This window comes from Comamonas serinivorans (assembly GCF_002158865.1).
GTDB lineage: Bacteria > Pseudomonadota > Gammaproteobacteria > Burkholderiales > Burkholderiaceae_C > Comamonas_E > Comamonas_E serinivorans.
Genome location: NZ_CP021455.1, coordinates 4,228,185 through 4,240,000 on the forward strand (window position 1 = coordinate 4,228,185; position 11,816 = coordinate 4,240,000).

At 65.7% G+C, this 11,816-nt stretch carries 11 protein-coding genes and 2 rRNA genes (1 of these 13 only partly in view); 4 read left to right on the forward strand and 9 right to left on the reverse strand.

Annotated features, from left to right (window positions below):
* Nucleotides 1–315: 315 nt before the first annotated feature.
* From gspK to gspG, 5 genes are all read right to left on the reverse strand, one after another.
* Complete coding sequence (gene gspK / locus CCO03_RS18100) at nt 316–1,494, reverse strand: type II secretion system minor pseudopilin GspK (protein WP_087283377.1); 1,179 nt, start codon at nt 1,492–1,494, stop codon at nt 316–318.
* Nucleotides 1,491–2,240 carry a PulJ/GspJ family protein gene (locus tag CCO03_RS18105; protein WP_087283379.1) on the reverse strand — a complete coding sequence of 250 codons (750 nt, stop codon included), beginning with the start codon at nt 2,238–2,240 and terminating at the stop codon, nt 1,491–1,493. The genes gspK and CCO03_RS18105 overlap by 4 nt, the downstream gene beginning before the upstream one ends.
* A gap of 299 nt (nt 2,241–2,539) precedes the next feature.
* On the reverse strand, nt 2,540–2,890 hold the full coding sequence (gspI, locus tag CCO03_RS18110; RefSeq protein ID WP_418236031.1) for a type II secretion system minor pseudopilin GspI: 351 nt from the start codon (nt 2,888–2,890) through the stop codon (nt 2,540–2,542).
* Between the two features lie 89 nt (nt 2,891–2,979).
* Nucleotides 2,980–3,417, reverse strand: a complete 438-nt coding sequence (locus CCO03_RS18115) for a prepilin-type N-terminal cleavage/methylation domain-containing protein (protein WP_236903934.1) — start codon at nt 3,415–3,417, stop codon at nt 2,980–2,982.
* Nucleotides 3,418–3,502: 85 nt separating this feature from the next.
* The gene (gspG, locus tag CCO03_RS18120; protein ID WP_087283385.1) at nt 3,503–3,976 is read right to left on the reverse strand and encodes a type II secretion system major pseudopilin GspG; all 474 of its coding nucleotides are present in this window, start codon (nt 3,974–3,976) and stop codon (nt 3,503–3,505) included.
* Between the two features lie 81 nt (nt 3,977–4,057).
* Between gspG and CCO03_RS18125 the strand changes: the two genes are divergently transcribed.
* The gene (locus tag CCO03_RS18125) at nt 4,058–4,756 is read left to right on the forward strand and encodes a hypothetical protein (RefSeq protein ID WP_157667790.1); all 699 of its coding nucleotides are present in this window, start codon (nt 4,058–4,060) and stop codon (nt 4,754–4,756) included.
* A 559-nt stretch (nt 4,757–5,315) separates the two neighbouring features.
* Here the strand turns inward: CCO03_RS18125 and CCO03_RS18130 are convergent.
* Entirely contained in the window at nt 5,316–6,128 is an 813-nt protein-coding gene (locus CCO03_RS18130) for a crotonase/enoyl-CoA hydratase family protein (RefSeq protein ID WP_087283388.1), read from the reverse strand.
* Nucleotides 6,129–6,604: 476 nt separating this feature from the next.
* Nucleotides 6,605–7,709, reverse strand: a protein-coding gene (gene prfB / locus CCO03_RS19980; RefSeq protein WP_157667791.1) for a peptide chain release factor 2 whose coding sequence is annotated in 2 segments (ribosomal slippage) — nt 6,605–7,627 and nt 7,629–7,709 — 1,104 coding nt in all. Because the reading frame shifts where the segments join, the coding sequence is not laid out codon by codon here.
* Nucleotides 7,710–7,991: 282 nt separating this feature from the next.
* On the opposite strand from prfB, the gene CCO03_RS18135 reads away from it, so the two are divergent.
* The 3 genes from CCO03_RS18135 (at nt 7,992) to CCO03_RS19985 (ending at nt 10,707) form a co-directional block, all read left to right on the forward strand.
* Nucleotides 7,992–8,855 (forward strand): DMT family transporter, encoded by an 864-nt coding sequence (locus tag CCO03_RS18135; protein WP_087283390.1) that lies wholly within the window; start codon nt 7,992–7,994, stop codon nt 8,853–8,855.
* Between the two features lie 90 nt (nt 8,856–8,945).
* Nucleotides 8,946–10,220 (forward strand): tRNA 2-thiouridine(34) synthase MnmA, encoded by a 1,275-nt coding sequence (mnmA, locus tag CCO03_RS18140; RefSeq protein ID WP_087283392.1) that lies wholly within the window; start codon nt 8,946–8,948, stop codon nt 10,218–10,220.
* 109 nt (nt 10,221–10,329) lie between these two features.
* Nucleotides 10,330–10,707 (forward strand): immunity 22 family protein, encoded by a 378-nt coding sequence (locus CCO03_RS19985; RefSeq protein WP_157667792.1) that lies wholly within the window; start codon nt 10,330–10,332, stop codon nt 10,705–10,707.
* 114 nt (nt 10,708–10,821) lie between these two features.
* Here CCO03_RS19985 and rrf read toward each other — a convergent pair.
* Nucleotides 10,822–10,934: ribosomal RNA gene (gene rrf, locus CCO03_RS18150) — 5S ribosomal RNA — on the reverse strand.
* A gap of 140 nt (nt 10,935–11,074) precedes the next feature.
* A 23S ribosomal RNA gene (locus CCO03_RS18155) occupies nt 11,075–11,816 on the reverse strand; it runs 2,137 nt beyond the window's last position.

Genomic DNA, 11,816 nt, shown 5'->3' on the forward strand with positions numbered 1-11,816 from the left:
CTCCGGGCGTGCGCGCGGCGTGCCGACCGCCGAGGCCAGACGCGTCACAGCAAAAAACGAGGTGGAACAAGGACATGAAGAAAAAAGCTGTACAGCGGCCTGAAGTCTTGCCCATGCTAATCCAGGCCAGCCCCTGGGCACCATAACCGCTGGTTACATTTGCGGTGATCGCAACAATCCGCGGGCAAACGATGCATTTTAGAGACGCTTCATCACCGCACTTTGACCAAGCCCTTCGTGCAGCCCGCCAAGCTCGGCCGAACCGCGTTGCGGACTCCAAACAAAAGACCAGCCTGTTGCCGCGATCAAACAGCCTCACGGGCCCAACCGCGACTGCATGCTGCCGTAATCCAGCCCGCCCGGCGCGGGCGCCGTGACCGTGGTGCGCCGCCGCTCCAGCACGCTCACGGCGTTGCCGTTGCGCTGCACGCTGGACACTTCTTCCAGCGCCAGGTCGTCCAGCCGCAGGCGGCCACGCACCTCGAACAAGTCCGAGCGCACGCCGAAGTAGCTGTCACCGATCAAGCCTTCGTCCTTGCCCATCTGGGTCAGGGCCAGGCGCGCCATGGCCGTGTTGCGGAAGTACGTGGTGTCGCGCTGCTCGACCAGGGCGCGGGCGCCGGCCAGGTCCAGGCCCGTGGCGGCGGACGCCCCCGCGCCCGGATCCTGCACGGCCACGGCGTGGATGACCTCGGCAGAGGCCGTGTTCAGGTTGACGGGCACGGCCTGGAAGACCGACACCAGCGCCGCATGGGGTTTCAGCGCCTCGATGGTGCGGGGCGACAGGCCCAGCCACGTCAGCTGGTCCATCTGCGTTGGCGGCAGGGGTGCATCGGCGGCCGCGGTGGTGCCCGCTTTCGGGTAGGCCGCCAGCATGCCCTGCACGAGCAGGTCCAGCTCGCTGTTGGGCAGGTTCAACACCTCGAACAGGCGCGCAAAACGGCGTTGCCAAGGCTGGGACAGGGTGCCGCCAGTCACCAGGTTGCCGATGTTCATGCGTGCTTGCAGGTCCACGATGGCCCCTGACAAGAAGGCGTCGCGGATGTCGTCGCCGGTGCCGGCCCCCGGCGTGCCCGCCAGGAAGGTGGACAGGCGCGACTCGGCCAGCGGCATGGCCCAGGGTTCGGCCAGGTGGTCCACCGTCTGGGCCGAGATGGCGTCCTGACGCAGGATCAGGCGCGACCAGTCCAGGGCCCCCGTCAGCAGCCAGACCGACTGGACCCGGGTGCGCTCGGCCGTTTCAACCGCCACGCCGCGCCACTGCTGCCACATGGCGGCCGACGCCAGCGTGGCCACCAGCGCCACGATGAGCATGGCCATGAGCAAGGCCGCGCCGCGCTGGGCAGCGCACCCTGGCCGTGCATTGTCCGAGCGTCGAGCCGGTTCGGCACCACGGGTGGCGCTTGGGTTGACCCCGCTCTGGCACGAGGCGATGGGCGCCAGCGGCACGCGGCGGCCGGCCGCCGTGTCATGGGGTGCCACGTTGGTGTTCATCGACCGCCTCCGCGCGTGGGCCGCACCCAGTCCACCGTCACCGTGCCCGAAAAGGCCTGGCCCTGGGGCAACTGCAGCACCAGCCGCACGCCATCGACCATGCCCTGGCTTTGCGTGCGGATGCGCTGGCCCTGCTCGTCGCTGCCCGTTTGCACCTGGGTGGCCGACGAGGACAAGGCGTTGGTCCAGGTGTTGCCGCGGTAGTAGCTCAGTTGCCAGTCGGTCAGCGGCAACAGCCGGGTTTCGCGGGCCTGGTCGCCGATCAGGCCGCCCTGGGCCCAGCGGCCCGCCGCGTCCCACGCCGCGCGCCAGTCGCTCACCCGGGTCAACGGCCCCGATTGCCAGCGCATCCACGTGCCCTGCCCGTCCAGGCGCCGCGCCCAGGCCACCACCTGCAGCGCGGCATCGCCCTCGGCCCCCACGCGACGGGTGATGCGCATGCTCTGCCCGTCCCACTGCATGGGCGTGGGCTCGCGCGCCGCGGTGCTGCGCAGGGCATCGAGGGGCACCAGCTGCTGGTCGAGGTCGGTTTTCCACTGCGCGATGGCGGCGTTCATGGCCAGCACGTCGTCCGTGTAGCCGCGCGACTGGCCCTGCGCCCGGGCCATGCCGTCGATGGCCCGCCAGCTCATCACGGCCATGAGGGCCAACACCACGATGGCCACCAGCACCTCGACCAGGGTGAAGCCGCGCTGGGCTCGCCTCGGCGCCGGGGTGGCTTTCAGCTGCCCGTGCAAGACTGGCATGGAGGCGTAAGGGGGCGCGGCCCAGCCGCCGCGCCTGGCCCGCTCGGGAGCCGGCTGCACGGCCTGAGCCGGCCAGACCCGCAGGAGACCGCTCCTGTTCACCGCTTGGCCGTGTATGCCAACGTGGCGCCGGCCCCGCCCCAGCCCCGGTGGCGGGATGGCGCGCTCATCGAAGGCCGCCGCCGCGCCCATGGATTGGCATGGCAATTGTCGCCACCCTTGATTGAGGCAGTATTCACCCCATGCCGTTGATCCCTCATCGGCAATCACACCATACTGTGCCTGCTGGTGCAACGCCATCAGTACCGCCCCACGATGGTCACTTCCTGCACCACGGGTTCGCCGGCCAGGAAGACCTCGGCATCCACACGCCGGAAACTGGGGTTGGCCGTGGGCCGCACCGTCAAGCGCACCTGCAGGTCGCGCCCGGCCTGCGGGCAGGCTTGGGTGCTGTCGCCCACGTTGGGGTACTGCCCCGTGATGCGCAGGTTGCTCAAGGCGTTGTCGGCGCACAGGTTGCCCAGCACGGCGTTGGCCTGGCGCTCGGCATTGCGGGTCACGGCCTGCATGGCCTTGGTGCCCGCGGTCAGCGCAATGGCGCAGACCGCCAGCGCCACCATGACCTCGACCAGCGTGAACCCGGCCTGCACCGGCCTCCCCAGCCCGGTACGGCCGGATTCCGGCCCACACCGGGCCTGACGGCTTGCGCGCCGGGGCGCTTGGCACCACACGGTCCGGCTCATCGCGACTCCATGCGGGTTTCGACGTGGAACGGCCGCAAGCCATCGCTCACCACATCGACGCGCGCGCCGGTGGTCTGGGCCTGCCCGCCCTGGCCCAGCGTGATGCGGGCCGGCGCCACGATGGGGTCCGGCCCCAGCGTGACGGTCTGGGTGCCGAGGCTGAGCGTGTCGGTGTTCAGCCAGCCCGTGGGCAGCGGCGCACCGGGCAGGCCCTCGAACACAAAGCTGTTGCCTTGCGGACGCCAGCGCACCGCCACGCCCGAGGCGCGCGATTGCGCCCGCGCCGCCTCGAGCAGCGCCGCCAGGCGCTGGCCATCGCGCTCCAGCCGCGTGGCATCCCCGTCGCGCATGGCGAAGCTGACGCTGGCCGTGCCCAGGGCGATCAAGGCCACGACCACCAGCACCTCGACCAGGGTGAAACCACGCTGCGTCACAGTCACATCATCATTAAATTAGGAGGAGTATCAGGCCATTGCCGATCACAAATCAACGAAAACAGCACCATACCCCGCCAAGCAATCATTGCCAGCTGCCGATGTCGGCGTCTTTGCCCTCGCCGCCCTGCTTGCCGTCGGCACCGAAGGACATCACGTCCACCTCGCCACGCACGCCGGGGTTCAGGTATTGGTAGGGGTTGCCCCAGGGGTCGTTGGGCAGCTTTTCCAGGTAGCCCTTCCAGTTGGGTGGCACGGGGTTGGTGCCCGGCTTCTGGATCAGCGCCTGCAGGCCCTGCTCGGCGGTCGGGAACCGCAGGTTGTCCAGCTTGTACATCTTCAGCGCCTGCACGATGTTGTTCACGTCGGTGCGGGCGGCCGTCGCACGCGCGTCGTCGGTGCGGCCCATGATGTTGGGCACGATGAGCGCGGCCAGCACCCCAATGATGACCAGCACCACCATGAGCTCGATCAGCGTGAAGCCACGCGCCTGGCGTGTCGAAGCGGGGAAACCAGGGCGAATCGTGGCGTGCAGACGTCGTTGCAACGAACGGAACATGGGTGTGTCTTGGGTTGGCAAATCAGCATCCATGATAATGGGCCGATGGTGACATTGACTCGTTTGCGGATTGGGCCTCGCGTGTTGCCACGCGTGGCCAGCCTGGCCGTCTGGGGCCTGGCCTTCGGCTGCGCGGTGTATTGGGGCCTGCAACTGAGCAACCCCAGCCAGTTGCCCGCGTCGGTGGCCGCCAGCGGCTTTGCCGCCCAGGTCGACAGCAAGGCCGTCGGCCGCCTGCTGGGCCAGACCGACGGCCCCGTGACGACGGCCACCGCGCCCGCCAGCCGCTACGACCTGTTGGGTGTGGTGCGCAACGGCCCGTCCGGCGCCGCCATCATCAGCGTCGATGGGCGTCCAGCCCGCCACATCGTCGTCGGCCGCCCCGTGGGCGACGCCGATGGCGGCGTGACCCTGAGCGAGCTGGGCGAGCGCAGTGCCACGCTCCGCACGCGCGACGGCGCCTCGGTTCAACTGACCATGCAGGCCCTCACCTCGCCCTACACCGTCTCCAACGGCGCCCCCGCCTCGGCCGTGAAAACACCGCCGCTGCAACCGGCGGCTCAGGCTGCCGCTGCGCGCGCCGTGCCGTCGGCCTCGCGACTGGCCCAAGGCGACCGCGTGGCGCCAAACCGGCCCACCTCGCCCCGCGTGGCGCAACCGCGCACCCTGCCACCACCAGCAGCCGAGATGGGTGACGCCGCCACGCAGGCTCCGGTCGCCGTGCGCAGTGCTGCGGCCACCATCCCCCAAGGCCCGGTGTCGAGCGTCCTGCCCCGCTGACACAGTTGGGCGGCATGCCGCGAAAGTCGATACAGACTCATCGCGCAATGCCGCATACTGGCTCAATCATGCGGCCTAAGCGCCATCCCCCACCCCGCACGCGCTCAAACCGACCATGGGGCTTGCGCCCTCCCGCCCGGGGTTACACGCCACGGCGCCCCTGGTCACGCGACCACGCCAGAGACTCGGTGGGCTGCGCCGCAGGATCCGTGTCCCGTGTCGAGATGCCCAACCTGAGGGGCGTGAAGCCGTCAATGTCGCGCCGCTGAACCGCAACCCGAATCCGGCCGCACCCAAGAGGCGCCCCTGCCGCCCCCATCGCACTGCACCGGGAGCCTGACGCCAACCGCCAGCACCTGATCGCGACTGGCGGCCACTTCGATGACCTGCTGCGCCATTGCAAGAGCCCGCTGCCGCGGCAAGGCAACGGGATGCCGCGTCAGCCAACGAACACCCCGCCCTGAGTGGCCCAAAGCGCGCACAGCACAACGGCGGCCCCAAGGCCGCCGCATATCGCGTGACGGCAACACCCGCTCGGGCGCTGCCGTCGGACAGGCCGTCACCGGCCCTGGAAGTTGGCGTCGCGCCGCTCAATGAAGGACTGCACGCCCTCTTTCGCGTCGTCGGTGTTGGCCAGGCGCGCTTGCACGGCCATGAATTCGGACGAAGCGGCCAAAGGCCCTTGCTCAATGGTCTTGAGCACGCTCTGGCGCGTGGCCACGACGGCCAGCGGCGCGTTGGCGGCGATCTGGCGCGCGATGCGCAGCGCTTCGTCGAGCTCCTGGCCAGCCGGCACCACCTTTTGCACGAAGTTCAGGCGCAGCGCCTCCTGCGCATCGAACACGTCGCCGGTGAGCAGGTGCAGCATGGCGTTGCCCAGGCCGGCGCGCTCGGCAAAACGCAGCGTGGCCCCGCCCGTGGCCATGATGCCGCGCTTGACCTCGAGCTGCGAAAACTTGCAGTTGTCGGCGGCGATGACGATGTCGGCCGCCAGCATGAGCTCAATGCCGATGGTGTAGGTCACCCCTTTGACGGCCACCACCATGGGCTTGGTGCGACGGCGCCAGCCCTGCACACCCAGGTCGGTCGCGTCGACCAGGCCCCAGGGCGCGGCCTTTTTGCCCTGGCGCATGTACTCGGCGAACTTGGGCAGGTCCAGGCCGGCCGTGAAGTGATCCCCCTCGGCATACAACACGCCGACCCGCAGGTTGGGGTCGTCTTCCAGCTGGGCGTAGGCGCGCGCCATGCCTTCGTACATGACCGGCGTGAAGCCGTTCATCTTGCTGGGGCGGTTGATGGCGATGCGCAGAACGTGGCCATCGACATGGGCGTCAACGCTGCCCTCGGTGTTGGTTTGGGTGGTGGTGTTCATGCCCACAGCATGGCAAAGCCCGGCGTGGGCGTCAGTCGCGCAGGTCACATGGAGGAGACACGGCCTGCATCGGCCGGGTAGCAGCCTGCAAGGCACCCTTCAGCGGACGCAGATCATGATCGTTCACGGCCTGGCCTCGCAGGCGTCAGGCCAGGGTGCCGTGATTCGTTCGGGCATGACCGCCTGCCACCACGCATCCGCCGCAGCCCGGCTGGCCCGCCTCGCAAACCACCAGGGCCATCGCGCGCTGAGGGATGAGGTGGCGACGACCAGCGACGCGGCCAGGCTGGCGAATCAGACGTCATCGCGCACCGCGACGGCGACGCCATCCAGGCGCTTGGCTGCCAACCGTTCAGGCCACCCCTCCATCGCCGCCACAGGGGGCATGTTGTCGCATGCAGCAAGCCTTCAGCCATCAGGAGTATGCATGGTTTACCGATGAAACATCAACGGCTACCCACGCATACTGCTCGACATCACACCCCTTGCTTCAGCGAGGCCTCGATGAAGGCATCGAGGTCGCCGTCCAGCACCTTTTGCGTGGCGCTGATTTCGACGTTGGTGCGCAAGTCCTTGATGCGGCTGTTGTCCAGCACGTACGAACGGATCTGGTGACCCCAGCCCACGTCGGTCTTGCTGTCCTCGAGCTTTTGCTGCTCTTCCTGGCGCTTGCGCATCTCATGGTCGTACAGGCGGCTGCGCAGGCGGCGCCAGGCCACGTCGCGGTTGCTGTGCTGGCTGCGGCCGTCCTGGCATTGCACGACGATGCCAGTCGGGATGTGCGTCAGGCGCACAGCCGAGTCGGTTTTGTTGATGTGCTGGCCGCCGGCACCCGACGCGCGGTAGGTGTCGGTGCGCACATCGGCCGGGTTGATCTCGATCTCGATCGAGTCGTCGATCTCGGGGTAGACAAAGATGCTGGCGAAGCTGGTGTGACGTCCGCCCGACGAGTCGAACGGCGACTTGCGCACCAGGCGGTGCACGCCGGTTTCGGTGCGCAGCAGGCCAAAGGCGTATTCGCCCTCCACCTTGATGGTGGCGCCCTTGATGCCGGCGGTATCGCCCGGTGACTCGTCTTCCACCGTGGTCGTGAAGCCCTTGCGCTCGGCGTACTTCAGGTACTGGCGCATCAGCATGCTGGCCCAGTCACAAGCCTCGGTGCCACCCGCACCGGCCTGGATGTCGATGAAGCAGTTCAGCGGGTCGGCGGGGTTGCTGAACATGCGGCGGAATTCCAGCTCTTCGACCTGCTTGGCCAGGCGCTCGGCATCGGCCTGGATGGCCAGCAGCGCCTCGTCGTCGCCTTCGTCGCGGCTCATCTCGAACAGCTCGCCGCTGTCCGTCAGCTCGCGCGTGAGCTCATCGAGCCCGAGGACCACGCCGTCGAGCTGTTTTTTTTCCTTGCCGAGTTCCTGCGCCTTCTTGGGGTCGTTCCAGACCGTCGGGTCTTCCAGCGCTGCGTTGACGGTTCTCAGCCGATCTGCCTTGGCAGGGTAGTCAAAGATACCCCCGTAGCGCCTCGGTGCGGGCGCTGAGGTCCTCGATCTGGCTGCCAATCTGGTTGATGTGTTCTGCGTCCATGTCTGTGTCCTGGTTGTCTGACGTAACCCGATATTTTCGCACGCTCCCCCATTCGCCGGGCTCGTGGCCCCATAGGCGCCGCGCTCATCAAGGCCGCCTGCGACACGGCGTCCACGCGACGCGCGGCGGACTCGGCGATCGCGTGCCGTGGGGCCTTGAGCACTTGACTGTCATCCGGATGCCAGCGTCGAAAAGCGCCTGGCGCAGTTGCGCGACGGCAGGTCTGAGCAGCCGACATGACCACCCGGTTGGGCGAACCACTGAACGGACGACAATTCGCGGATGTCTTCTGCACGCCAAGCCCTGTGGGCGGCCCATGTGGCCGCCGTGTTGTTCGGGATGACGGGAGTCTTGGGCGCCTTGATTCAGGCCAGCGCCTGGGTCATCACCTTCGGCCGAGCAAGCTTTGCCGTGGTGGCCATCGCGGTGTTTGCACACCTCGTGAAGCAACCGCTGCGACGGGGACTGACACCGCATGCGCTGGGGATGCTGCTGGTCACCGGCCTGCTGCTCGCCGCCCACTGGGTGACGTTTTTCGTGGCGGTGAAAGTGGGTGGCATCGCCGTGGCCACGCTCGGCTTTGCCAGCTTTCCCGCCTTCATCGCGCTGGTGGACGCCACCTGGTTTCGCGAGCACATCGGGCAACGCGAAGCGGGGCTGATCGCCCTGGTCAGCCTCGGGCTGGTGCTGGTCACGCCGTCGTTCAACTGGGGCCACCAGGGTACGGCGGGCCTGCTGTGGGGACTGGGCTCAGGCGTGTCATTTGGCCTGCTGGCCGTGATCAACCGTCGCAGCCGCAGCGCCCTGTCGGCTGTACAGGTTGCCCTGGGACAGAACATCGTGGTGGCGTTGGCGGTGGCGCCCATGGTCTGGCTGCATGGCTTGCAGCTGTCGCCATCAGACTGGGGGTATCTGGCCCTTCTCGGTGTCATCTGCACGGGTTTGTCGCAATACCTCTTCGTCTACAGTTTGGGGGCGTTGAATGCGCGGGTCGTGGGTTTGATCATCGCGCTTGAGCCCGTGTACGCGATTGCGGTCGCGTGGTGGCTGTTCGCGGAACAACCCTCGTTCCGCATGCTGCTTGGCGCAGCCCTCATCGTGCTGGCGACCGTGGTGTCCGCCCTGCCACGACGGTCGTCTGCCTGAGCGATCGGAGCGCTTAACGCTGGGGGTAAGCCCGCGCGCGGCATTGACCTGCACCCTGCAAACGCCGGCCACCCATTCGATAATTGCGCCATGTCCACACATCGCATCGTGGTGGGGCTGTCGGGCGGCGTCGACTCCGCCGTCACCGCCCACCTGCTGAAACAACAAGGCCACGAGGTGGTCGGCATCTTCATGAAGAACTGGGAAGATGACGACGACAGCGAGTACTGCTCGACGCGGCAGGACTTTCTGGACGCCGCCAGCGTCGCCGATGTCCTGGGCATCGAGATCGAGCATGTGAATTTCGCCGCGGATTACAAGGACCGAGTGTTTGCCGAGTTTCTGCGCGAATACCAGGCTGGCCGAACACCCAATCCCGACGTGCTGTGCAACGCCGAGATCAAGTTCAAAGCCTTCCTGGATCACGCCATGCGCCTGGGGGCGGACAAAATCGCCACCGGCCATTACGCGCGGGTGCAAACAGATGCAACCACTGGCTTGTCGACCCTGTTGAAAGGTGTGGACGACACCAAGGACCAGAGCTATTTCCTGCATCGCCTCACCCCTGCTCAGCTGGCCAAGGCCCTGTTTCCCGTGGGTGAGCTGCGCAAGACTCAGGTGCGCGAGATCGCTGCAGAAATCGGTCTGCCCAATGCCAAGAAGAAAGACTCCACCGGCATCTGCTTCATCGGTGAGCGACCATTCCGCGAGTTTCTGAACCGCTACATCCAGTCCAAGCCCGGTGACATCGTGGACGACCACGGACGGGTGGTGGGCCAGCACATGGGGTTGAGCTTCTACACCCTGGGCCAGCGTCAGGGCCTGGGCATCGGCGGTGTCAAACACGCCGGCGAGGGCGGCGGCGAGCATGCCCCCTGGTTCGTGGCGCGCAAAGACATGGCCCACAACCGGCTGTGGGCCGTGCAGGGTCACGAACACCCTTGGCTGCGGTCCAACGAGCTGCGGGCGATGGACCTGAGTTGGTGCGCGGGCCGGGCGCCCGCGCCTGGCCGGTACACCGCCAAAACGCGTTACCGCCAACAGGACGCGGCCTGCACGCTGCACTACGACGATGACGGCCGCATGTGCCTGAGCTTTGATGAACCGCAATGGGCGGTCACACCAGGGCAAAGTGCCGTGCTGTACGACGACAACACCTGCCTGGGCGGCGGCATCATCGACCAGGCCAGCGCGCTGGCGTACGCCCTGCCGGAAGTGGCCAAAGTGAACAGCAAGCGATTCCGCCGACATGCAGCCACCACCAATCCACGGTCAACGCCTGGGGGCGCGACACCGATCACACGACGGCCAGCGAACGCCTTGCAGACGCCTGCCTTGGTTCGCTCACGCGCCACACCCCATTGAAGCGTCTGTAGCCGGCTGGGCCATGCTCATTGGACTCCGTCACGAACAAGAACATCCCAGCTTCGCTATGAGCCACTCCCCCGCCCTCGATGCACCTCACGGAGAGCGCATGCTTGATGATCGCGTACCGCACTCGCTCGCCATCTGGATGGGGCTGACCACGCAAAGCCCCGCATCCTTCCGCCAATATTTTGACGGCATGGACGAGCTCGCTGCTTTTGGTGCGATTCAACGCGACTTGGGCACCAATTTCATCGACCCGGATTGGTTTTACTGGGATTTCCATGCCCAGCCGCAGCCTGTCGCCAGCTTCGTCCAAGAGCTGGATTGCCAACCGGAAACCCAAGCCTTGGTCCTAAAGGCAGCGCGCGCCAAAGGGCTCACTGAGGTGAATGCCTTCTTCTGCCATGTCGAAGCGCGCTTTCACGAAGCTGAGCCGGAGCGGCGCTACAACGACCTGCTGTTTCTGGGCAATTTCCCAGATTGAAGCTGAACGGACGGATCAAACCTGCCAACACCAAATTGGCAGGATATACATACCGACCGAAGATGGACAAAAAAATAACCCCCAACCAAGTGGCTGGGGGTTATCGGCATAGGAGCCTGACGATGTCCTACTTTCACACGGGAATCCGCACTATCATCGGCGCTAAGGCGTTTCACTGTCCTGTTCGGGATGGGAAGGAGTGGTGCCACCTTGCTATGGTCATCAGGCATAACTTGTTGTCCGGCAGCCTCCCACGCGGGGACTCTGCCAAACGAATTCATAGAGCAAATCAGCTGCTTTGATCACGTTCGCCACCCTTGTCAGGGCTTTGGCATAACTGGTCAACTTTGACAATCATCAAAGTTATAGGGTCAAGCCTCACGAGCAATTAGTACTGGTTAGCTTAATGCATTGCTGCACTTCCACACCCAGCCTATCAACGTCCTGGTCTTGAACGACTCTTCAGGGGGGTCAAGCCCCCAGGCAGATCTCATCTTGAAACGAGTTTCCCGCTTAGATGCTTTCAGCGGTTATCTCTTCCACACTTAGCTACCCGGCAATGCCACTGGCGTGACAACCGGTACACCAGAGGTGTGTCCACTCCGGTCCTCTCGTACTAGGAGCAGGCTTCCTCAAATCTGCAGCGCCCACGGAAGATAGGGACCAAACTGTCTCACGACGTTTTAAACCCAGCTCACGTACCTCTTTAAATGGCGAACAGCCATACCCTTGGGACCGGCTACAGCCCCAGGATGAGATGAGCCGACATCGAGGTGCCAAACACCGCCGTCGATATGAACTCTTGGGCGGTATCAGCCTGTTATCCCCAGAGTACCTTTTATCCGTTGAGCGATGGCCCTTCCATACAGAACCACCGGATCACTATGTCCTGCTTTCGCATCTGCTCGACTTGTCAGTCTCGCAGTTAAGCACGCTTATGCCATTGCACTATCGTCACGATGTCCGACCGTAACTAGCGTACCTTCGAACTCCTCCGTTACGCTTTGGGAGGAGACCGCCCCAGTCAAACTGCCTACCATGCACTGTCCCCAATCCAGATCATGGACCAAGGTTAGAACCTCAAACGCACCAGGGTGGTATTTCAACGT